Origin of the sequence: Paraburkholderia sp. Ac-20347 (assembly GCF_017104805.1) — a bacterium.
Classification (GTDB): Bacteria; Pseudomonadota; Gammaproteobacteria; order Burkholderiales; family Burkholderiaceae; genus Paraburkholderia; species Paraburkholderia tropica.
The window spans coordinates 1-22,697 of the sequence record NZ_JAAGPN010000130.1; the positions used below are offsets into that span (position 1 = coordinate 1).

Here is a 22,697-nt window from a genome sequence, read left to right on the forward strand (position 1 = left end):
TCAAGGGCAGTCACGCGGCGATCAAGACCGGCATGCTCGCTGCGGAAGCGGCGTTCGACGCGGTGCAGGCCGGTCGCACGAGCGATGAACTCACGGCGTATCCGGAAGCGTTCAAGCAGTCGTGGCTTTACACGGAACTGTACAAGGCGCGCAATTTCAAGCAGTGGATGAGCAAGGGTCTGTATCTCGGCACGCTGATGGTCGGGCTCGAGCAGAAGCTGATGGGCGGTAACGTGCCGTGGACGCTGCATCATCAGCATCGCGACAATGAAATGCTGCGTCCGGCGTCGCAGTGCAAGCCTATCGAGTATCCGAAACCGGATGGCAAGCTCACGTTCGATCGTCTTTCTTCGGTGTTCATTTCGAACACGAATCACGAAGAGAATCAGCCCGCGCATCTGACGCTCAAAGATGCGAAGGTGCCGGTCGATGTGAATCTGCGCACGTATGCGGGTCCGGAAGCGCGCTTCTGTCCGGCGGCGGTTTACGAGTTCGTGAAGAACGACGACGGCAGCGATCGTCTGCAGATCAACGCGCAGAACTGCGTGCACTGCAAGACCTGCGATATCAAGGACCCGACGCAGAATATCGTCTGGGTCACGCCGGAAGGTGGCGGCGGGCCGAATTATCCGAATATGTAAGCCCGATCACAGGCACAAAAAAACCGCTCCTCGGAGCGGTTTTTTTATTGCGGCGCCGAAAGCACCCGGCGCACTGCATGCGCACGCAACGAATTACTCGTCGCTGGCCGCAATCTTCGGCGTCGTCACCACGACATCGCCGTTCTGCGCGCGATGACGCATCGCGTGATCGATCAGCACGAGCGCGAGCATGGCTTCGGCGATCGGCGTCGCGCGAATGCCCACGCACGGATCGTGACGGCCGAAGGTTTCGACGACCGCCGGCTCGCCGGCCTTGTCGATCGAACGGCGCGGCGTGCGGATGCTCGACGTCGGCTTGATGGCGATCGACACGGTGATGTCCTGCCCGGTCGAAATGCCACCGAGCACGCCGCCCGCGTGATTGCCGTGGAAACCGTTCGGCGTGAGTTCGTCGCCGTGCGTCGAGCCGCGTTGCGCGACGCTCGCGAAGCCCGCGCCGATCTCCACGCCCTTCACCGCGTTGATGCCCATCATGGCGTGCGCGATGTCGGCGTCGAGGCGGTCGAACAGCGGTTCGCCCCAGCCCACCGGCACGCCGCTCGCCACCACGTTGATGCGCGCGCCGATCGAGTCGCCGTCCTTGCGCAGCGCGTCCATGTAGTCCTCGAGCTGCGGCACGACATCGGCGTTCGGCGCGAAGAACGGATTTTCGTGCACGTGCTGCCAGTCGACGAACGGCACCGGAATCTCGCCGAGCGCGCTCATGTAACCGCGCACTTCCACGCCGAAGCGCTCGCGCAGCCACTTCTTCGCGACCGCGCCCGCCGCGACCGTCGGCGCCGTCAGACGCGCCGACGAACGGCCGCCGCCGCGATAGTCGCGAATGCCGTACTTCTGCCAGTAGGTGTAGTCGGCGTGGCCCGGACGGAAGGTCTCGACGATATTGCCGTAGTCCTTGCTGCGCTGGTCCGTGTTGCGGATCAGCAGCGCGATGGGCGTGCCCGTCGTGCGGCCTTCGAACACGCCGGAGAGAATTTCGACCTGATCGGCTTCCTGGCGCTGCGTGACGTGACGCGACGTGCCGGGACGGCGGCGGTCCAGATCGATCTGGATGTCGGCTTCGGTGAGCGCCATGCCGGGCGGGCAGCCGTCGATGACGCAGCCGATGGCCGGGCCGTGGGATTCGCCGAAGGTAGTGACGGTGAAAAGCGTACCGAGCGTGTTGCCGGACATGGCGGTCGTCCAAAGTGAATCGGGGAATCCGACATTATGCCAGTCCGCGCGGCGGCCCGCCCGGCTTGCCCCGCTCCACCGCGCACACGCTCCGCGCACGCCCCGCTAGCGGCGCGCGCCGCGCAACTCCGCCACGATCTACTGCAAACCGTCGACGGTCACGTCGGCGGGCGCGATCGGCTCGCCCACCGCCAGCGTGAGCCGGCTCGTCAGCCCGCGCCGCACCGGCCGCTCCTGCCCCGACGCCGCATGCCGCGAAAATGCACTGCCCCACAGGCCGCGCAGCGCCATCGGCACCACGGGCGCGGGCGTGCGCTTGAGGATTTCCGTCACGCCGTGGCGAAACGGATTCATGTCGCCGGTTTTCGTCAGCTTGCCTTCGGGGAAAATGCAGACCAGATCGCCCTCGGCGAGCGCCTGCGCGCAGATGTCGTACGCTTTCGCGAGCATTGCCGCGTCTTCGTGCGCGGGCGCGATCGGAATTGCCCTCGCGTGACGGAACAGCCAGCCGAGCAGCGGCGAACGGAAAATCCGGTGATCCATCACGAAACGGATCGGACGCGGACTCTCGGCCATGATGACGACCGCATCGACATAGCTCACGTGATTGCAGACCAGCACCGCCGGGCCTTCTGCGGGAATGCGCTCCGCGTGCACGAGGCGCACGCGATAGACCGTATGCACGAGCACCCACGCGACAAAACGCAGCAGAAACTCGGGCACCAGCCCGTAGATATAAGCGGCCACGACGATGTTGAGCAGCGCGGTCGTCAGGAAAATGCCCGGAATGCCGACACCCGCCGCCGTGAGCCCCATCGCCATCAGCGCCGAAACGATCATGAACAGCGAGTTCAGGATGTTGTTCGCGGCGATGATGCGCGCGCGGTGGCTCGGTTCGCTGCGGCTCTGGATCAGCGCGTAGAGCGGTACGCTGTAGAAGCCGCCGAACATGGCGAGCAGGAACAGGTCCGCGAGCACGCGCCAATGCGCGGGCAGGCTCAGGAATTCGCCGACCGACAGCAAATGCGGCGCCGCGGGCAGCGCGTGACTCGCGAAGAACAGGTCGATGCCGAATACGCTCATGCCGATCGAGCCGAGCGGCACCAGTCCGATCTCGATGCGCCGCCGCGACAGCTTCTCGCACAGCAGCGAACCGAAGCCGATCCCCAGCGAGAACATGGCGAGCAGCACGGTGACGACATCGGCGTCGGCGAACAGCACGTCCTTCGCAAAATTGAAGAACGACGCCAGAAAGGTCGCGCCCACGAACCAGAGCCACGAAATGCCGAGCAGGCTCAGGAACACCGTGCGGTTGCCGTGCGCGAGCCGCAGATTGCGCCAGGTTTCCGAGAACGGATTCCAGTTGATGCGCAATCCGGGCTGCGACGGCGCGCACGGCGGCACGAACGACGAGGCGACACGCCCGATCAGCGCAATCGCGATGCACATGCCGCCCAGCCACCAGGCGCCTGCGGGCGTCGTGCTTTGCATGGCGGACTGGGCGGCCGCGGGAACCGCGCCAGACGCATCGCTCGCGCCGATGCCCGCGGCAATTCCGCCCATGATCGTGCCGATCAGAATCGCCACGAACGTGCCCATTTCGACGAGCCCGTTGCCGCCGACGAGTTCGTCCTCGGCCAGATTCTGCGGCAGATACGCGTACTTGACCGGCCCGAACACGGTCGAATGCACGCCCATCAGGAACGTGCAGACATAGAGCAGCGGCGCGCTGTGCATCCAGAAACCCGTCGCGCCGACCAGCATCACCGCGATCTCGAAGGTCTTGACCCAGCGCGTGAGCACGGCCTTGTCATACTTGTCGGCGATCTGGCCCGACGTCGCGGAAAACAGCACGAACGGCACGATGAAGATCGCCGAGATCAGAAACGCGACGGTCTTCGGATCGACGCCGGAAAAGCGCGCCGCCTGATACGTGACGAGCGACGTGAAGCCGATCTTGAACACGTTGTCGTTCATCGCGCCGAGGAATTGCGTCCAGAAAAACGGTGCGAAACGGCGCTGGCGCAGCAGCGCGAACTGCGAAGCGTGGTCGGTCGCCGCGCGGTCGGTGGTTTCCGTCGCAGGCAAGGAACGTTCGTTCATTGAGTGGGATTTATGCTGTCAGAGTCGGGCGCCAGACGTGAAAAAGCGCGCTTGGCGCGCGCTTTTTCATACTGGATCGGACGGGCTCGCGCGCTCAACGCGCCGGCTGACGTTCCTCTTCCGGCCAGTCGCGAATGTAGGCCTTGAGCAGCTTGTTTTCGAAGCCCTGGGCCTCGACCACGGCCTTCGCCACGTCGTAGAACGAAATCACGCCCATCAGCGAGCGGCTTTCCATGACCGGCAGGTAACGCACGTGATGCTCGAGCATCATGCGGCGCACTTCGTCCACTTCGGTCTCGGGCGTGCAGGTAATGGGATGGTCGTCCATGACCTTGCGGATCGTGCTGGTGCCGACGCTGCCGCCATTCGTACGCAGCGTCATGATGATCTCGCGGAACGTGAGCATGCCGACCAGATCGCCGTACTCCATGACGACGAGCGAGCCGATGTCGTGTTCGGCCATGGTGTTCACTGCTTCGTGCAGCGATGTGTCGGGCGTGACGGTGTAGAGCGTACTGCCCTTGACCTTGAGAATATCGCTCACACGCATGATGTGTCTCCTGTGCGGGCCCGGGCGCGTCCGACTCGGGTCCCTGGCAAAAAGGTCGACGGAAAACCGTCAAATCGTGGGGGGAGATGCTGAAAAGATACCTACCTGTTTTCGATCCTAGCGGAAAGGGAGGCAAAAGAAAAGTCGCGGGACGGCGCGTCGATCGGGCTGAAACCCCTATGAATCGGCCCTGAAATGCATTTCGCCGACGCTTTTTCGCCCGTGCGACGGGGCGTGGCGGCCGCTGTCATCGTCCGTTCGCCGTATGCCGTCCGGCCAGGAAGCGGCGGCGCACAAGTCCCGCCTGGCGGCGCTTTCAGCCGTTTCCACAGGCGCTGACGCGGGTTTCCGATGCGTCCCCGCACCGCCTGGCCGGTGATACGATGCCCTCACCTTTCACCCGTCGCCGGTTCGCGCCGGCCGTGCTGCCAGAATGTCCGATCCCCGCTTCGACACGCTCGCGCTGCATGCCGGCGCCGCCCCCGATCCCGTCACCGGCGCCCGCGCAACGCCGATTTATCAGACCACGTCGTTTTCGTTCCGCGATACCGACCACGCCGCCGCGCTCTTCAACATGGAACGCGCGGGCCACGTCTACTCGCGCATCTCGAATCCCACGGTGGCCGTGTTCGAGGAACGCGTCGCGGCGCTCGAAGGCGGCGCCGGCGCGATTGGCACCGCTAGCGGCCAGGCGGCGCTGCATCTGGCGATCGCCACGCTGATGGGCGCGGGTGCGCATATTGTCGCGTCGACGGCGCTCTACGGCGGCTCGCACAACCTGCTCGACTACACGCTGCGCCGCTTCGGCATCGAGACCACCTTCGTGAAACCGGGCGACCTCGACGCCTGGCGCGCGGCGCTGCGGCCCAACACGCGTCTGCTGTTCGGCGAAACGCTCGGCAATCCCGGCCTCGACGTGCTCGACATCGCCGCTGTCGCGCAGATCGCGCACGACCATCGCGTGCCGCTGCTCGTCGACTCCACGTTCACCACGCCGTATCTGCTGCGCCCGTTCGATCATGGCGCGGATTTCGTCTATCACTCGGCCACCAAATTTCTCGGCGGCCACGGCACGACCATCGGCGGCGTGCTGGTGGACGGCGGCACGTTCGACTTCGAGGCGTCGGGGCGCTTTCCCGAATTCACGGAGCCCTACGCAGGCTTTCACGGCATGGTGTTCAGCGAGGAAAGCAGCGTCGCGCCCTTGTTGCTGCGCGCACGCCGCGAAGGCCTGCGCGACTTCGGCGCCTGTTTGCATCCGCAAGCCGCGTGGCAATTGCTGCAAGGGATCGAAACGCTGCCGCTGCGCATGGAACGGCATGTGGCCAACACACGGCGCGTGGTCGAGTTTCTCGATTCGCACGACGCGGTGGAGACGGTCGCCTATCCCGAACTGCCGCGCCATCCCGATCACGCGCTAGCCCGGCGTCTGCTGCCGCGCGGCGCGGGCGCGGTGTTCAGCTTCAACCTCGCGGGCGGCCGCGACGCGGGCAAGCGGTTCATCGAATCGCTCACGCTGTTCTCGCATCTCGCGAATGTCGGCGACGCGCGCTCGCTCGTGATCCATCCCGCCTCCACCACGCATTTCCGCATGGACGAGGCGGCGCTTGCCGCGGCGGGCATCGGTGCGGGCACGATCCGCCTGTCGATCGGTCTCGAGGACCCTGACGATCTGATCGACGACCTCAAGCGCGCGCTGAAGATCTCGCAGAAAACGCCGGTCAAGACCGGTGCGACCGCGCGCAAGGAGGCGTCATGATCGTCGATGTCGCAGGCAAGGCGGCTTACGCCTACACGGGCGGGCGGGCGTTCGATCCCCAACTGCCCATCGCCGTTTTCGTGCACGGCGCGCAGCACGATCACAGCGTCTGGGCGCTGCAGTCGCGCTATTTCGCGCACCACGGCTTCAACGTGCTGGCCGTCGATCTGCCCGGCCACATGCGCAGCGCGGGTCCGGCGCTGGAGAGCATCGGCGCGCTGGCTGACTGGCTGGCCGCGCTGCTCGACGCAGTGTGCCCGGCCGACAAGCAGGATATTTTCGTCGCGGGCCACAGCATGGGTTCGCTCGTCACGCTCGAATTCGCGGCGCGTTATCCGGCCCGGGCCGCGTGCATCGCGCTGCTCGCCACGGCCTTCCCGATGACGGTGTCGCCCGCGCTGCTGGAAGCCGCCCGCGAGCGCGAGGACGAAGCCATCGCGCTCGTCAACGCGTGGTCGCATTCCACGCTCGCGGCCGAGCCGTCAAGTCCCGGACCGGGCGCGTGGCTGCGCGGCATGAACCAGCGGCTGATGGAGCGTGTGTCCGCGCACGGCGAGCCGCAGCTTTTTCACACCGACTTCGCTGCCTGCAACGCTTACGCAGACGGCCTGACCAGCGCCGCCGAAGTGCGCTGCCCGGTGCGCCTGATCGTTGGACAGCGCGACGCCATGACGCCGCCGCGCGCCGCCCGCACCATCGCCGACGCGTTGACTCAGGCCCGTGAAGTCGACACCGTCACGCTCGACGCCGGTCACGCGCTGATGACGGAGCAGCCCGACGCCACGCTCGACGCGCTCTATCGCTTCGCCGCGCCAAGGGTCGGAAACGGCTGAGCGGCGGGCATACAAGCGTGTGAACCGCTGCCGCCGGACGCGCGCCAACCCACCACGCATCACCTGCCGTTTGCCCGGGTTGCACGGTCGTTCGATTCGCCGCAGAATGGATTCTGGCCGCGCAGCAAGGCGGCTTTCTGGCGCGCACCTTGCGCCTCGGCCCTCAAGCGCTCGCCGGTCAAGCCGGAAGCGCAACGGAGGAGACAATGAGCCACGCCACCCACACCGAGCAACACTTCGCGAATTTCGCGCAGTTCTATCCGTTCTATCTGAGCGAGCACAGCAACCTGATGTCGCGGCGCCTGCATTTCGTCGGCTCGCTGGGCGTGATCGGCTGTATCGCCATGGCCATCGCCACCGGCAACTGGCTCTGGTTGCCCGCCGCCGTCGTGTGCGGTTACGGCTTCGCGTGGGTCGGGCATTTCGTGTTCGAGAAGAACCGCCCCGCCACGTTCCGCCATCCCATCTATAGCCTGATGGGCGACTGGGTCATGTTTTCGGAAATCTGCCGCGGAAAGATTTCGCTCTAGACAGCGCGGCAAGTTGCCCGATGCAAGCGGCCGTTCGAGCCGCTTGCCCGCCTCAACCCGCCGGATGCGGCAGCGCGGGAGGCGAATCGCCCGCTTCCTCCAGCCGCGCGAGTTCGCGGCGCGCGGCCAGCAAGGAGGCCAGCGAGATCGACAGTTTCTCGTTTTCCAGCGCGGCCAGCAGCGTATGGGAATCGATATCGCTCGACTTGAGCTGATACGCCAGTTCCTCGCGGTCGATCACGAAACGCCCGAAAATCCGCTCCACGGAAATGCGCGCGGGATTCGCGATCAGCACGTAATGCGGCTTTGAGCCGTCCATTTCCAGCCGGGCGATCAGTTCGTCGTCTTCGAGGCCGGCCATGAGCCGCGTCACCGTCGCGAGATCGCGGCGCAGCAGTTGCGCGAGTTGCTCGCCGGTCATGCCGGGACGGCCCGCGTCGCGCGTTTCCGCGAGGCCCGCCAGCAATTCGAGCGCGTCGAGCAGATCGCTACCCGGGAAGCGCGGCCGGTTGAAACGCCCGGTGCGGATTTCCGGCAACGCAGAAGTAATCATCGCGCCCACCAGCGTGATGAACCAGCTCAGATACATCCAGAGCAGGAACATCGGCGCCGCCGCGAACGCGCCGTACACCGCCGTGTAAGTGGGAATGCGACGCACGTAATAGCCGAAGCCGCGCTTGGCCAGCTCGAACGCAATCGCCGCCGCCACGCCGCCCACCACCGCGTCGCGCCACTGCACGCGGCAATTCGGCAGATAGACGTAGAGCATCGTGAACGCGAGCGCCGTCAGTGGCAGCGAGGCGCTGATCAGCAGCCAGTCGAACACCATCGAGACATGCTGTTCGGTGGCAATCGCAAGCGAGCGCGTGAACAGATACGACGAGATCGACAGACTCACGCCGATCAGGATCGGCCCGAGCGTCAGAATCGCCCAGTACACCAGCACGCGCTGCGCGAACGGACGCGCCTTGCGCACGCGCCAGATCAGGTTGAAGGCCGATTCGACCGTCATCATCGTCATGACCGAGGTCACGAACAGCACGATCATGCCCATCGTCGTGAGGCCCTTGGCCTTCGACGCGAACTGGTTCAGGTATTTGAAGATCTGACTGTTGATCTGCGCCGGCATCAGGTGGTCGGCGAGAAAACCCTGCAGCGAATTCTGGAACGACGCGAAGATGGGAAACGCCGTGAACAGCGCGAACGCCACCGTGGCGAGCGGCACGAGCGAGAGCATCGTCGTGAACGTGAGACTGCCCGCGACCTGGGGAATGCGGTCCTCGCGACTACGCCGCGCGGCGAAGCGCGCGAGACGCTTCACGATATCGAGATCGATCCGGACTTTCGACAACACATCCATTGGCCTGCCCTGCTGAAACGATGCGTCTAACGAGGTGCGTCTGACGACGAAGCATCAACCGTTGGGCCGCATCGGCGGCGAACCCAACCCCTATAATATCCCGTCCACCGACGAGGTCCGATGAAACCGATTCTTGTGCTCTACTACAGCCGCCATGGCGCCACGCGCGAACTCGCGCGCGCCATCGCCCAGGGGATCGACAGCGTGCCGGGCGCCGAGTCGCGCGTGCGCACGGTCCCGCCCGTCTCCACGGTCTGCGAAGCCACCGCGCCCGACATTCCCGACGACGGCCCGCCCTACGCGGAACTGCGCGACCTCGAGGAATGCGCCGGCCTCGCGCTCGGCTCGCCCACGCGTTTCGGCAACATGGCCGCGCCGCTCAAGTATTTTCTCGACGGCACCACGCCGCAGTGGCTCGCGGGCGCGCTCGCGGGCAAGCCCGGCTGCGTGTTCACGTCCACCGGCAGCCTGCACGGCGGCCAGGAAAGCACGCTGCTGTCGATGATGCTGCCGCTGCTGCATCACGGCATGCTGCTGGTCGGCATTCCCTATACCGAAAGCGCGCTCGCGTCGACCGAAGGCGGCGGCACGCCCTATGGCGCCTCGCATCACGCGCGCCCGGACGGGCGCACCCACGGCCTGAGCGCCGACGAAAAAGCGCTCGCAGTCGCGCTGGGCGTGCGGCTCGCCCGCTCGGCGCTGGCGCTCGCGCAGGGCGAACGGCCGTGAACCGCGCGGACGAGGCGGATGAAGCGGACGAAGCGGCGAACGCTGACCACGCGGCCAAGGCTGCCTCCGCCGCATCGTCCGCCACGGAGCCGCGCACTTTACCGTCATCAGGAAATTCGCGTCGCGACGATGCGCCGATGCGCGACAGCGAACCGGAATCGACATCAACCTTTGCCAGCGATCTTGCCGCAATCGGCGCGCCGGGCCGCGTCGCCGGCCGACGCTTCGCCGCGCTCGGCGCTTTTGCGATGCTGGCCGCGCTCACGCTGCTATGTGTCGCCTGGGAATGGCGGCTCGCGCCGCTGCGCCCCGGCGGCAGCGCACTGGTGCTCAAAGCGCTGCCGCTCGCCTGCGCGCTGCCCGGCGTGCTGCGGCGACGGCTCTATACGCTGCAATGGGCGTCGATGCTGGTACTGCTCTACTTCGCCGAAGGCATCGTGCGCGGCATGACCGATCCCGCGCCGGGCAATCTGCTCGGCTGGGTCGAGGTGGCGCTGTCGACCGGCTTCTTCGCCTGCGCGCTGGCTTACGTCGCGCCTTACAAGCGGGCCGCGCGGCGTGCGAAACGCGGCGCGCAATAAGGCTGCGCGCCTGGGTGCGATAACTGGGGCGCGGTCGATGAAGCCTCGATAAGCGCTCTGCCCGCGCCGCGCCCGGCAGCGCGTCCGACGTGTCAAACTAGGCTTTTCGCCGTCACGTCACGTCACGTCACGTCACGCCGCGCCGACATCAAGCCACGCGCAGCAAACAGCCGCCCGAACAGCACCGATCCGCACCGAACAAGCCCAACCGACATCGAACAACAGCGCCCGCACGCCGCCATCTCCGACGCGCCCGCCCGAGACACCCGACTCGCCATGACCGACACCCAAGCCTCCGCCCAGCCCGCCTTCCTCGACGCCTGCGCCGCCGCTATCGGCGCGCAGCACGTGCTCACCGACGCCCACGACACCGCGCCCTACCTCGCCGACTGGCGCAAGCGCTATCAGGGCGCGGCGTTCGCCGTGCTGTGCCCCGCCAACGCCGAAGAAGTCGCCGCCGTCGTGCAACTCGCGCACGCGCATCGCGTCGCGATCGTGCCGCAGGGCGGCAACACGGGCCTCGCAGGCGGCGCGACGCCCGACACGAGCGGCGCGCAAGCGGTCCTGAGCCTGCGCCGCCTGAATCGCGTGCGCGAGATCGACGCGCACAACAACACCATCACCGTCGAAGCGGGCGTGATCCTCGCCGAAGTCCAGGCGCGCGCCGCCGACGCGGGTCGTCTGTTCCCGCTCTCGCTCGCCGCGGAAGGCAGCTGCACGATCGGCGGCAATCTCTCGACCAACGCCGGCGGCACCGGCGTGCTGCGCTACGGCAACACGCGCGAGCTGTGCCTCGGTCTCGAAGTGGTCACGCCGCAGGGCGAACTCTGGGACGGCCTGCGCGGACTGCGCAAGGACAACACCGGCTACGATCTGCGCGATCTGTTCATCGGCGCGGAAGGCACGCTCGGCATCATCACGGCGGCGGTCATGAAGCTGCATCCGCAACCGGCGGCGCGCGTCACCGCGCTCGCGGCGCTCGGCTCGGCGCACGCCGCACTCGACTTTCTCTCGCTCGCGCAGCGCTACGCGGGTCCGCTGCTGACCGGCTTCGAGCTGATGTCGGACTTCTGCATGCAGCTCGTCAATCGCCACTTCCCGCAACTGCGCTATCCGTTCCAGGCGCGCCACGCGCAGGTCGTGCTGCTCGAACTCTCGGATAACGAAAGCGAGGAACACGGCCGCGCGCTGTTCGAGAAGCTGATGGAAGCGGCGCTCGAACAAGGTCTCGTCGACGACGCCGTGGTCGCCGAAAACCTCACGCAGTCGCAGGCGTTCTGGAATATCCGCGAGCACATTCCGCTCGCGCAGGCGCAGGAAGGGCTGAACGTGAAGCACGATATCGGCGTGCCGATTTCGCGCATCGGCCACTTCATCGAGGAAACCGACGCCGAAATCGCCCGCACGGTGCCCGGCGCGCGCATGGTCACGTTCGGCCATCTCGGCGACGGCAATCTGCACTACAACGTGCAGGCGCCCGAGGGCGGCGATCCGAAGCGCTTTCTTGCGGAAAACGAGAAAACGCTGAACCGCATCGTCTACGACAACGTCGCGCGTCATCGCGGCACGATCAGCGCGGAACACGGCCTCGGCCAGTTGAAGGTCGACGAAAACGCGCACTACAAGAGCGAAGTCGAACTGGCGATGATGCGCGCGATCAAGCACGCGCTCGATCCGCTCGATCTGATGAATCCGGGCAAAGTGATTCGCTGAAGACGTCGCTGAAACCGTCGCTGAACGCGCAAGGAGCCGATGTGAAAGTTCGCGTGCTGTCCGATCTGCATCTGGAAAACGACGAGCCGGACCTGATTCCGCACGCCGACGCCGACCTCGTCGTGCTCGCGGGCGACATTCACAATCACGGGCTCGGGCTGCGCTGGGCCGCCGAGACCTTCGACGCGGACGTGCCGGTGATCTACGTGCCGGGCAATCACGAGTATTACGACGGTGAACTCGGCGCGCTCGAAGCGGCGATGCGCGACGCCGCCGCGACGCTCGACAACGTCCACTTCCTGAACAACGGCGTCTACGTCGATCCGCAGGGCCGCTACCGCGTGCTCGGCACGACGCTGTGGGCCGATTTCGCGCTGTTCGGTGCGAGCGACGCGGCGCGCGAAGCCGCCATCGCGGCGGCAATGCGCGTGATGCTCGATTTCAAGGGTTTGATTCAGGTGTCCTGGCCGGACAGTCCGCAGGCGGGCGCGCGCGATTTCACGCCCGCCGATTCGCTCGCGCTGCATGCGCGCTCGCGCGCGTGGCTGGAGGCGGAACTGGCGAAACCCTTCGCGGGCAAGACGATCGTGGTGACGCACCACGCGCCGCATCGGCAGAGCCTGGCGGCGCGTTATGCGACCGATCCGGTGTCGGCGGGATTCGTGAGCGATCTCGGCACGCTGGTGGGCGCGCCCGCCGCGCTCTGGGTGCACGGCCACACGCATACGTGCTTCGACTACACGGTCGACGGCACGCGCGTGGTGTGCAATCCGCGCGGTTATCGCGACCGGCGCACGGGCCTGCCGGAGAATCCGGCGTTCGCGTGGGACAAGGTCGTGGAGATCTGAGTCAGACGAAGCGTTGCCGCTTCATGGCAGCCGGCTCGCGAACGGAGCCGGCGGGTGAGGCAAGGAAAGCTGGAGCGTGCTTAAGCGCAACGTTCAACGCAGCGGGCGCGAACGATCGGCCGGGCGCTGCACGCGCAGGGCGACAGGCTGAAGCTGCGCGCGGCGCATGCGCAGCAGGTCGCGCGATGCAGCGATGCCGATCAGGCCCATCATCACGGCGATGCCGATCATCAGATGCGTATCCATGGAAATCCTCGGGTTCTGGCGAATTGACGTTTCAGTCCCGCTACCTTACCAAGCCGCCTCGCGGCCGTGCGTAAGCAAGTGTTGCGAGAACCCGATCCTGTAACAGCGTGTCACGGTCCGCCTGAAAAAACGGCCGGGCCGGCGCCCTGCGCGCTCAGGTACTCGCTCAGGTACTCGCTCAGGTGCGCGCGAAACGACGCAGTTCGGCCTGATCCTCGGCGAGCGTCGTCGGCAGCTTTTCGCGCAGCAGTTCGACCCACGTGCGGATCTTCGCGTCGAGATACTGGCGCGACGGATACATCGCGTAGACGTTCATTTCCTGCGAGGTGTACTCGGGCAGGATCCAGACGAGTTCGCCGCTGCGCAGACCGCTGATCGCCGAATAAATCGGCAGCAGACCGACGCCCATGCCCTCGCTCACCGCCACGGCCAGCGCCTCGGCCACGTTCACCTGGAACGTGGGCGTCGCGCCCAGCTCGATCGTCTCGTTGCCGTTCGGGCCGCTGAACTGCCATTGCGACACCGGAAACACCGGCGTCACGAGCTGCAGACAGGTGTGGTTCACGAGATCGGCGGGCTTCTGCGGCACGCCGCGCCGCTCCAGATAGGCGGGCGACGCGCACGCGATGCTGAACGCGCTCGTCAGCCGCTGCGAGACGAAACCCGAATCGGGCAGATCGGTCGCCAGCACGAGCGCGACGTCGTAGCCCTCGTCGAGCAGGTCCGGCATGCGCTGCGCGAGCGTCAGTTCGACCTGCACGTCCGGATACATCTGCTGATACTGCCCCACCGCCGGCACCACATAGTGCTGGCCGAAGCTCGTCATGGCATGGACCTTGAGCTTGCCCGACGGGCGCGCATGCGCGTCGCCGGCCTCGGCTTCCGCCTGATCGACGTACGCCAGGATCTGCTCGCAGCGCTGCAGATAACGCTCGCCGGCCTCGGTGAGCGCGATGCGGCGCGTCGTGCGGTTCAGCAGACGCGTGCGCAGATGCGCCTCCAGATCGGAGACCGCGCGCGACGCGTACGCCGTCGTCGTATTCAGGTGCTGAGCCGCGCCCGTGAAGCTGCCGGCTTCGACCACCCGAACGAATACCCGCATGTTTTGAAGCGTATCCATACCAATCCTCTATCTGACGGACGAATTGTTACACGTTTCGTAAAATCTATTATCTCACATCGCGTAAAAATGCCTTGCATCCTTACCAGTTATTCGCCAATCGACCAAAAAATATAATGACGCACAGTGATCTATAGCCAAGTTAAGGAGTAAAACGTGCAGTCACCGGTACCGAAAGGACTCGCCGCACTCACGGTTCTTACGTTCTCGTTGATAATCGCGGGCTGCGCCAGTACCGGGGGAATCGCACCGCAAGCGAAGCACGTGGAAGCGGCCGATCTGGACGCGGGCACGGCCATCCGCGCCGCCAATACAGACGCCCAATGGCCCGCCAGCGACTGGTGGCGCGCCTATAACGACCCGCAGCTCAATGCCTGGATCGAAGCTTCGATCGCGGGCAATCCGACGCTGTCGGCCGCGCAGGCGCGCGTTCGCGAAGCGCGCTCGATGGCGGGCGTCGCGCAGGCCGGCCTGCTGCCGCAAATCAACGGCAGTATGTCGGTGCAGCGCCAGCACTGGTCGGACAATATCTATTACGGTCCCGGCTCGCTCGCGAACTCGAATACGTGGAACAACACGGCCTCGCTCGGCCTGTCCTATCACCTCGATCTCTGGGGTCAGGACAAGAACAACGCCGAGCGTGCGCTCGACATGGCGCACGCCACGGCCGCCGACGCGCGCGCCGCACAGCTCGAACTCGAAGCGAACGTCACGCGCGCCTACATCGAAATGTCGATGAACTACGCGCTGCTCGACATCGCAAACCAGACGCTCGGCGAGCAACAGAAAATTCTCGCGCTCGCGCAGCGCCGCCTGAAGGGCGGCATCGGCACCCAGCTCGAAGTGAGCCAGGCCGAAACGCCGCTGCCCGAGTACGAACGCCAGATCGACGCGCTCGAAGAATCGATCGCGCTCGGCAAGAACCAGCTCGCCGCGCTCGCGGGCAAGGGTCCGGGTGCGGGCGAATCCATCACGCGTCCGGCGCTGGTGCTGTCCGCGCCGGCCGGCCTGCCCTCGGCGCTGCCGGCGGAGCTAATCGGCCATCGCCCGGATGTCGTGGCGGCGCGCTGGACTGTCGCCGCCCAGGCGCGCGGCATCGACGTGGCCAAGGCGGACTTCTATCCGAACGTGAACCTGCTGGTGTCGATGGGCGGTTATGCCGCCGCGGGCCCGCTGTTCCAGTTCCTCAAGTCGATGAGCGGCAGCTATGCGGCCGGTCCGGCGTTGTCATTGCCGATCTTCGACGGCGGACGTCTGCGCGCGCAACTCGGCGCGCAGTCGGCGGAATACGACTTTGCGGTCGATCAGTACAACCAGACGATCGTCACCGCGCTCAAGGAAATCGCCGACCAGGTCGTGCGCATGCGCTCGCTGGCGACTCAGGAAGAAGACGCGCATCGCTCGGTCGCGGCCGCGCAGCGTAACTACGATCTCTCGCAGGAAGGCTATCGCCGTGGTCTGACCGACTATCTGAACGTGCTGATCGCGCAATCGCAGCTGCTGCGCGCGCAGGAAGGCGTGGCGCGGATTCAGGCCGAACGTCTCGGCGCGCACGCGACGCTCGTGACCGCCCTGGGCGGCGGCGTGGTCGACGCATCGAACGATCCGTCCGCGAAGGGTCCGACGCAGGCCGAGCAGTTGCCCGCGCACGGCAAGAAGACGCGCTCGGTGCCACTGATGCCGGCCGCGCTGCTCGCGCCGAAGTCCGGCGGCGAGAATGCCGACAGCGCGGATAGCACCGCGGGCGCGGCCACGTCGGCGACCCCGGCGGCAAGCCCGGCGAACTGAGGCGCACGCCCATGCAAGCCTCCTCACCCACTTCCGCGCGGGACGGCCAGAGCGTCGTGAAGGCGTTCGCCGACTGGGCGCGCACCGACGGCCTCGTCTGGCTCTATCTGTTCAAGGCGATCGCCGCGGCGCTGCTCGCGCTCGGCATCGCGATGAAGCTCGACCTGCCCTCGCCGCGCACGGCCATGACGACGGTCTTCATCGTCATGCAGCCGCAAAGCGGCGCGGTGTTCGCCAAGAGCTTCTACCGGATCTGCGGCACGCTGGTCGGGCTCGTCGTGATGCTCGCGCTGATCGGCCTGTTCGCGCAGCAGCCCGAACTCTTCATCGCCAGCACGGCGCTGTGGGTCGGCATCTGCACGGCAGGCGCGGCGCGCAACCGCAACTTCCGCTCGTACGGCTTCGTGCTCGCGGGCTACACGGCCGCGCTGATCGGCATTCCGGCCTCGCAGCATCCCGACGGCGCCTTCATGTCGGCGATGACGCGCGTGGCCGAGATCTCGCTCGGCATTCTCGCCTCAGGCTTCGTGAGCGCCGTGGTGTTCCCGCGCTACACCGGCGAGCTGCTGCGCTCGACGGTGCGCCGCCGCTTCTCGTCGTTCGTCGATTACGTGTCGGCGTCGCTGGGCGGCCGCGTGGACCGTTCGCAGATCGAAGCGACCAACGCGCGCTTCGTCGCCGACATCGTCGGCTTCGAGGCAAGCCGCAGCACCGCCGTGTTCGAATCGCCCGACTCGCGCATGCGCGCCGGACGTCTCGCGCGCATGAACACCGAGTTCATGGCGGCGTCGACGCGCTTTCACGCGCTGCATCAGCTGATGAACCGTCTGCGCGACGAAGGCAAACTGGCGACCGTCGAAGCGCTCGAACCGTATTTCCGCGAGATCGCGCCGCTGTTCGACAAGGCGGGCGAGCCCGTGCTCAAGGCCGCCGACGCCGTGCATGTGGCCGCGCAGCTCGAAGCGTATCGCGCGACGCTGCCCAAACGCGTGCGCGACACGCGCGCGCAACTCGAAGCCGCGCACGCCGCGGCGCGCGCCATCGGCGAGGTGCACGCGCCGTCCGACCTGCTCGACTTCGACACGGCGACCGAGCTGTTCTACCGCTTCGTGCACGAGATGAACGAGTACACGGCGACCTACGCCTCGCTCGCCGTCGACACCCATGCACGCGAAAAGTGGATCGCGCGCTACGTGCCCAAGACCAACCTCGTCGCGGCGGGCGTGCACGGCGTGCGCGCCGCGATCGTGATGGGCCTCTTGGGCGCGTTCTGGATCGCCACCGCGTGGCCGAGCGGCACGAACCTCGTGCTCAACGCCGCCGCCACCTGCGCGCTCGCCTCGGCCTCGCCGCAGCCCGCGCGCATGGCGAGCCAGATGGCGGGCGGCACGATGCTCGCTTCGCTCGTCGGCATGATCCTGACTTTCGGCGTGTTCCCGCACATCGACGGCTTTCCGATGCTGTGCGTCGCGCTCGCGCCCGCGCTCGCCTTCGGCGTGTTCCTGACGACGCGTCCGGCCTACGCGGGCTACGGCATGGGCTACTGCATCTTCCTGTGCTTCCTCGCGGGCCCGGACAACGTGGTGCAGTACAACCCGACCGGCTATATCAACGACGCGCTCGCGCTGTGTCTCTCGATGGTCGTCTCGGCCGCCGCGTTCGCGGTGCTGCTGCCGCCGTCGACGCCGTGGCTGCGCAACCGTCTGCTCGCGAATCTGCGCGGCCAGGTGGTGCATGCGTGCCGCGCGCGGCTGACTGGCCTCTCGGGTCTGCGCAACCGCTTCGAAAGCGGCACGCGCGACCTGATGTTCCAGTTGAACGCGCTCGCGGGCAACGATCAGACATTCCGCCAGGACACGCTGCGCTGGATGTTCGCGACGCTCGAAACCGGCAACGCCGCGATCGATCTGCGCGAGGATCTGGCCGCGCTGCCCGCGCATCCGCGCTTCGCGAAGGACACGGCCTGGCGCGGTCACGTCGACGCGACGCTCAAGAACCTGAGCGCGCTGTTCGATCAACCGGGCGCGAAGCGTTACGCCGCCGCGCTCGCCGCGAACGAAGGCGCCATCGCCGCCTGCCGCGAGCTGCTCGAACGCGTGCTCAACGACGAAGCGCCGCGCGAGGAACGCCATCCGGTGCAGCGCATCCTCAGCCATCTGCATTTCATCCGCACCGCGCTGATCGATCCGCAATCGCCGCTCGCACCGTTCAGCCAGAACGGCGCGGCCCCCTCTTCCGGCAATGCGCAAGGAGCCCATCATGCCTCGTGACGTTGCGTTTCTCGACGCCTACATTCCGGCGATCGTCCTGCTCTTCATCCTGGGCGCGGCGATCACCTGGGTGCTCGATTCCGTGCTGGCCCGCACCGGCCTGTACCGACTCGTGTGGCACCCGTCCCTGTTTCGCGTGAGTCTGCTCGTAGTCGTGTGCTGCGTGCTCGGACTCGCCGTCTATCGTTGAACCGGCTACGTAGAATCATGACTATCAGAAATATCATTGGCTTTATCGCGACGGCGATCATCTTCGTCATCGCCATCCTCGTGGGCCGCGCGCTGTGGGTCCACTACATGGACGAACCGTGGACGCGCGACGGCCGCGTGCGCGCCGAAGTGGTGAACATCGCGCCCGACGTCTCCGGCGCGGTGGTCGAGCTGCCCGTGAAGGACAACCAGTTCGTGCACAAGGGCGACCTGCTGATGCAGATCGACCCGTCGCACTATCAGATCGCCGTCGAGCAGGCCGAGGCCGCCGTGGCCGCGCGCAAGGCGGAGCTGACCATGAAGCTCGACGACGCACGCCGCCGCGCCGACATGGACAGCCTCGTGGTATCGCAGGAAAACCGCGAAAACGCCTCGCACACCGCGAATTCGGCTCAGGCGCAGTATCAGCAGGCCATCGCCGCCCTCGACGCCGCCAAGCTCAACCTCGAACGCACGCGCGTGATCTCGCCGGTCGACGGCTACATCACCAATCTGCAGGTGTTCAAGGGCGACTACGCGATCGCCGGCCAGGCGAAGCTCGCCGTGGTCGACAGCCACTCGTTCTGGGTCTACGGCTACTTCGAGGAAACCAAGCTGCCGCACGTGAAGGTGGGCAACAAGGCCGACATCAAGCTGATGAGCGGCGGCACGCTCGAAGGCCACGTGGAAAGCATCTCGCGCGGCATCTACGACCGCGACAATCCGCAAAGCCGCGAACTGCTCGCCGATGTGAACCCGACCTTCAACTGGGTGCGCCTCGCGCAGCGCGTGCCGGTGCGCATCCACATCGACAAGGTGCCCGACGACATGGTCCTCGCGGCCGGTACGACCTGCACGGTGGTCGTGAAGCCCGGCACCTGAACGGGCGATGTAGACGAGCGAAGTGAACGTGCGCGCCAGCGTCGCGCGGCCAGCCGGTCCGCCGACGCCCGCGAGCACGGAACACGGCAAGAGCGCCTCCGGGCGCTCTTTTTCGTGGTGCGCACGGATGCGCGCGCCTAAAAGTCGCATGACAGTTTTTGCCAGATTCCAGGCATTGGCCGACGGCTGACCATTCGGGCTTGAAAAAATTGTCTCAGAAACAGTCCGAATCCCCGCGTCATTGACGGTCATCAAACCCAAAACCGGCATCAGCTAGGACTATTCTTATTTTTACGTCCCAGATCGGATGCCAGCGTGGGTTTTTTCTCCGAGCACCTTCCTTTTATCGTTGCGTCCGGCCATGCGGCGCTGTCGGAAACGACGGCGCGCGCGCTCGCGCCGGGGCGCATCGTCGTGCTCGGAATCGGCAATGTGCAATGGGGCGACGCGGGCTTCGGCGTGCGCGCGCTTGAACGGCTCAAGTCGGCGTGGCGGTGCGCGCCGCATGTCGAGTGCGTCGATGGCGGCACCCAGGGGCGCGCGCTCCTGCCGCTCGTGGAGTCGGCGCAGCGCATGATCGTGTTCAATGCCGCCGATTTCGGCCAGCCGCCCGGCACGCTGTGCGTGCGTGCGGGCGACGACGCCACGGCGCATCTGCGCACGCATGCGGTGAATCTGCACCAGATGGATTTCGCCGATGCGCTCGCCTGCGCGCAACTCAAGGGCCGTTATCCGCGCGAGCTGGTGCTGATCGGCGTGCAGCCGCAGGCGCAGTCCGAATATGGCGCGGATCTCGACGATGCCGTGCGGGCCCAGCTCGATCCCGCAGTCGCGGCCGCGTGCCGCTGGCTGCGGCGCTGGCATGCGCGCCCGCAGCCGCTCGCGTCGACCGAGGCCGCCGATCATCAGACCGGACATCGCACCGAACATCGCGCGGAACGCGCCGGCTGCGCCGACGAAATCGCCTGACGCGGGCGAACGCGCAGGCCGCTGTCGCCATCTAGCCGCCGCGCCCGCCGCATCCGCGCCGCGCCCACGGGTCAACCCGCGTTGCCCGCGCGCATTGCACTGCACTATCCTCGACACTCCAGGGCCAGTTCCGGCAGTCCGCGCCCCATCGCACGGGAGGAAGCACCTCATGCGCCGTTACCGCGATTTTCACCGCGAGTCGATCGAACAGCCCGACGCCTTCTGGCGCCGCGAAGCCGCGCGCATCCACTGGGAAACGCCCTTCGACGCCGTGCTCGACCGCTCGAATCCGCCCTTCGCGCGCTGGTTCACGGGCGGGCGCACGAACCTGTGCTTCAACGCCGTCGATCGCCATCTCGCCTCGCGCGCACAGCAGAACGCGCTGGTCTATGTCTCGACGGAAACCGGCATCGAGCGGCGCTACACCTACGCCGACCTGCACGCCGAAGTGAACCGCATGGCCGCCGTGATGCGCTCGCTGGGCGTCAAGCGCGGCGACCGCGTGCTGATCTATCTGCCGATGATTCCCGAGGCCGTGTTCGCCATGCTGGCCTGCGCGCGGCTCGGCGCGATCCATTCGGTCGTGTTCGGCGGCTTCGCGGCGCCGAGTCTCGCCGCCCGCATCGACGATGCGAAGCCCGTGCTGCTCGTGAGCGCCGACGCCGGCGCGCGCGGCGGCAAGGTGATCGACTATGCGCCGCTCGTCGACGAAGCGATGTCGCGCGCCGAACACGCGCCGCCGCACGTGCTGCTGATCGACCGCCAGCTCGCGCCCGAACGCTTCGACGCGCCCTATCTGGTCCACTACGAACCGTTGCGCGAGCAGTTTTACGACGCCCACATACCGTGCGAATGGCTCGAATCGAACGAGCCCTCGTACATCCTCTACACGTCCGGCACCACGGGCAAACCGAAGGGCGTGCAGCGCGACGTGGGCGGCTACGCGGTCGCGCTCGCGGCGTCGATGGACTACATCTTCGAGGGCCGCCCGGGCGACACGATGTTCACCGCCTCGGACATCGGCTGGGTCGTGGGCCACAGCTACATCATCTACGCGCCCTTGCTCGCGGGCATGACCACGGTGATGTACGAAGGCACGCCGATCCGCCCCGACGGCGGCATCTGGTGGCGGCTCGTCGAGCAGCACAAGATCAACCTGATGTTCACCGCGCCCACGGCGATCCGCGTGCTCAAGAAGCAGGACCCGGCGCTGCTGCACGCCGCCGATCTGTCGAGTCTGCGCACGCTCTTTCTCGCGGGCGAACCGCTCGACGAACCGACCGCCACGTGGATTTCGGACGCGCTCGGCAAACCGGTCGTCGACAACTACTGGCAGACCGAAACCGGCTGGCCGATGCTGGCGAACCAGGGCGGCGTCGAAGCGCTGCCGCAGAAGCTCGGCTCGCCGGGCGTGCCCTGCTACGGCTACGACCTCGTGCTGCGCGACGAGCACACCGGCGAGCCCTGCGCGAGCGGCGAAAAAGGCGTCATCACGCTCGGCTATCCGCTGCCGCCCGGCTGCATGCAGACGGTCTGGGGCGACGACGCGCGCTTCGTGAAAACGTACTGGGAAAGCGTGCCCGGCCAGCAGGTCTATTCGACCTTCGATTGGGGCGTACAGGATGAAAACGGCTACGTGACGATCCTCGGGCGCACCGACGACGTCATCAACGTGGCCGGGCATCGGCTCGGCACGCGCGAGATCGAAGAGGCGATCTCGTCGCACGCGGCGGTCGCGGAAGTGGCCGTGGTCGGCGTGAACGATGCGGTGAAGGGACAGGCCGCGCTCGCCTTCGTGGTGTTGCGCGACGCCGCGGCGGCAGCCGACCCGAAGGCGGCGGACAAGCTCGCCACGGCCATCGCGACGACGGTGGACCGCCAGCTCGGCGCGATCGGCCGGCCCGCGCGCGTGCATTTCGTCTCGATGCTGCCGAAGACGCGCTCGGGCAAGCTGCTGCGCCGCGCGATCGCGGCGCTCGCGGAAGGCCGCGAGCCGGGCGATCTGCCGACGATCGAAGATGCGTCGGCGCTGCAGCAGATTCGCGAGGCGGTCAGCGTCGCCGGCGAAGGCTGAGGTCGCCGCGAAATCGCCGCGAAGCCGCTGAAATCAGCGCGCGACGGGCGTGTAGGCCGCGAGAAAACGCTTGAGAATGCCGGTCGAATACGTTCCGGCGATATCGGCGAGAAACGACGAAAACGACGTGCTCGCGTGCTCGTCGGCGGTATCGGAGATGGTGCGCACGATCGCGCACGGCACGTCGTATTCGTGGCAGACCTGGGCGATCGCGGCGCCCTCCATTTCCACCGCCAGCGCGTCGGGCAGCAGCGCGCGCAACGCGCCCACGGCGGCGGCGCTCGCCACGAACTGATCGCCGCTGATCACGAGGCCGCG

Annotated in this window: 21 protein-coding genes; 14 read left to right on the forward strand and 7 right to left on the reverse strand. The window is 66.7% G+C overall.

All coding sequences use genetic code 11. The features are described from left to right. A partial coding sequence (locus G3N97_RS23105) for a 4Fe-4S dicluster domain-containing protein (RefSeq protein WP_205995283.1) occupies positions 1 to 641 on the forward strand: 641 nt, incomplete at its 5' end. A gap of 93 nt (positions 642 to 734) precedes the next feature. On the opposite strand, the gene aroC is transcribed toward G3N97_RS23105, so the two are convergent. The 3 genes from aroC to G3N97_RS23120 form a co-directional block, all read right to left on the reverse strand. Next, entirely contained in the window at positions 735 to 1,835 is a 1,101-nt protein-coding gene (aroC, locus tag G3N97_RS23110) for a chorismate synthase (RefSeq protein WP_205995284.1), read from the reverse strand. Positions 1,836 to 1,973: 138 nt separating this feature from the next. Further along, on the reverse strand, positions 1,974 to 3,938 hold the full coding sequence (locus G3N97_RS23115; protein ID WP_205995285.1) for an MFS transporter: 1,965 nt from the start codon (positions 3,936 to 3,938) through the stop codon (positions 1,974 to 1,976). 94 nt (positions 3,939 to 4,032) lie between these two features. Continuing rightward, on the reverse strand, positions 4,033 to 4,488 hold the full coding sequence (locus G3N97_RS23120; RefSeq protein ID WP_205995286.1) for a CBS domain-containing protein: 456 nt from the start codon (positions 4,486 to 4,488) through the stop codon (positions 4,033 to 4,035). Between the two features lie 433 nt (positions 4,489 to 4,921). On the opposite strand from G3N97_RS23120, the gene G3N97_RS23125 reads away from it, so the two are divergent. From G3N97_RS23125 to G3N97_RS23135, 3 genes are all read left to right on the forward strand, one after another. Continuing rightward, entirely contained in the window at positions 4,922 to 6,247 is a 1,326-nt protein-coding gene (locus G3N97_RS23125; protein ID WP_205995287.1) for an O-acetylhomoserine aminocarboxypropyltransferase, read from the forward strand. Beyond that, complete coding sequence (locus G3N97_RS23130; RefSeq protein WP_205995288.1) at positions 6,244 to 7,080, forward strand: alpha/beta hydrolase; 837 nt, start codon at positions 6,244 to 6,246, stop codon at positions 7,078 to 7,080. Before G3N97_RS23125 ends, G3N97_RS23130 begins: the two co-directional genes overlap by 4 nt. A gap of 206 nt (positions 7,081 to 7,286) precedes the next feature. Continuing rightward, positions 7,287 to 7,610 (forward strand): Mpo1-like protein, encoded by a 324-nt coding sequence (locus G3N97_RS23135; RefSeq protein ID WP_205995289.1) that lies wholly within the window; start codon positions 7,287 to 7,289, stop codon positions 7,608 to 7,610. Positions 7,611 to 7,662: 52 nt separating this feature from the next. On the opposite strand, the gene G3N97_RS23140 is transcribed toward G3N97_RS23135, so the two are convergent. Next, positions 7,663 to 8,970 carry a YihY family inner membrane protein gene (locus tag G3N97_RS23140; RefSeq protein WP_205995290.1) on the reverse strand — a complete coding sequence of 436 codons (1,308 nt, stop codon included), beginning with the start codon at positions 8,968 to 8,970 and terminating at the stop codon, positions 7,663 to 7,665. 120 nt (positions 8,971 to 9,090) lie between these two features. Between G3N97_RS23140 and wrbA the strand changes: the two genes are divergently transcribed. The 4 genes from wrbA to G3N97_RS23160 all read left to right on the forward strand — a co-directional run bounded on the left by wrbA (position 9,091) and on the right by G3N97_RS23160 (position 12,841). Continuing rightward, positions 9,091 to 9,699 (forward strand): NAD(P)H:quinone oxidoreductase, encoded by a 609-nt coding sequence (wrbA, locus tag G3N97_RS23145; RefSeq protein WP_205995291.1) that lies wholly within the window; start codon positions 9,091 to 9,093, stop codon positions 9,697 to 9,699. A 248-nt stretch (positions 9,700 to 9,947) separates the two neighbouring features. After that, positions 9,948 to 10,280, forward strand: coding sequence for a DUF2069 domain-containing protein (locus G3N97_RS23150; protein ID WP_241030770.1), 333 nt, complete (start codon positions 9,948 to 9,950; stop codon positions 10,278 to 10,280). A gap of 276 nt (positions 10,281 to 10,556) precedes the next feature. Continuing rightward, a complete protein-coding gene (locus G3N97_RS23155) occupies positions 10,557 to 11,993 on the forward strand; it encodes an FAD-binding oxidoreductase (RefSeq protein ID WP_205995293.1) in 1,437 nt (478 codons plus the stop codon). A gap of 41 nt (positions 11,994 to 12,034) precedes the next feature. After that, the gene (locus G3N97_RS23160; RefSeq protein ID WP_205995294.1) at positions 12,035 to 12,841 is read left to right on the forward strand and encodes a metallophosphoesterase; all 807 of its coding nucleotides are present in this window, start codon (positions 12,035 to 12,037) and stop codon (positions 12,839 to 12,841) included. 93 nt (positions 12,842 to 12,934) lie between these two features. Here G3N97_RS23160 and G3N97_RS23165 read toward each other — a convergent pair whose 3' ends face one another. Together G3N97_RS23165 and G3N97_RS23170 are read right to left on the reverse strand one after the other, a co-directional pair. After that, on the reverse strand, positions 12,935 to 13,087 hold the full coding sequence (locus G3N97_RS23165; RefSeq protein ID WP_205995295.1) for a hypothetical protein: 153 nt from the start codon (positions 13,085 to 13,087) through the stop codon (positions 12,935 to 12,937). A gap of 178 nt (positions 13,088 to 13,265) precedes the next feature. Continuing rightward, positions 13,266 to 14,207, reverse strand: a complete 942-nt coding sequence (locus G3N97_RS23170; protein ID WP_205995296.1) for a LysR family transcriptional regulator — start codon at positions 14,205 to 14,207, stop codon at positions 13,266 to 13,268. Between the two features lie 156 nt (positions 14,208 to 14,363). On the opposite strand from G3N97_RS23170, the gene G3N97_RS23175 reads away from it, so the two are divergent. The 6 genes from G3N97_RS23175 (at position 14,364) to G3N97_RS23200 (ending at position 22,379) form a co-directional block, all read left to right on the forward strand. Continuing rightward, on the forward strand, positions 14,364 to 15,995 hold the full coding sequence (locus G3N97_RS23175) for an efflux transporter outer membrane subunit (protein WP_205995297.1): 1,632 nt from the start codon (positions 14,364 to 14,366) through the stop codon (positions 15,993 to 15,995). Between the two features lie 11 nt (positions 15,996 to 16,006). Then, positions 16,007 to 18,265 (forward strand): FUSC family protein, encoded by a 2,259-nt coding sequence (locus G3N97_RS23180; protein ID WP_205995298.1) that lies wholly within the window; start codon positions 16,007 to 16,009, stop codon positions 18,263 to 18,265. Beyond that, entirely contained in the window at positions 18,252 to 18,455 is a 204-nt protein-coding gene (locus G3N97_RS23185) for a DUF1656 domain-containing protein (RefSeq protein WP_173816805.1), read from the forward strand. Before G3N97_RS23180 ends, G3N97_RS23185 begins: the two co-directional genes overlap by 14 nt. Positions 18,456 to 18,472: 17 nt before the next feature. Next, entirely contained in the window at positions 18,473 to 19,336 is an 864-nt protein-coding gene (locus G3N97_RS23190; protein ID WP_205995299.1) for an HlyD family secretion protein, read from the forward strand. 315 nt (positions 19,337 to 19,651) lie between these two features. Beyond that, entirely contained in the window at positions 19,652 to 20,305 is a 654-nt protein-coding gene (locus G3N97_RS23195; RefSeq protein ID WP_346778110.1) for a HyaD/HybD family hydrogenase maturation endopeptidase, read from the forward strand. A gap of 169 nt (positions 20,306 to 20,474) precedes the next feature. After that, positions 20,475 to 22,379: a propionate--CoA ligase gene (locus G3N97_RS23200; protein WP_205995300.1), complete on the forward strand. Its 1,905-nt coding sequence runs from the start codon at positions 20,475 to 20,477 to the stop codon at positions 22,377 to 22,379. 33 nt (positions 22,380 to 22,412) lie between these two features. On the opposite strand, the gene mtnN is transcribed toward G3N97_RS23200, so the two are convergent. Next, positions 22,413 to 22,697: 5'-methylthioadenosine/S-adenosylhomocysteine nucleosidase (gene mtnN, locus G3N97_RS23205; protein WP_205995301.1), on the reverse strand; the 285-nt coding region annotated here is incomplete at its 5' end.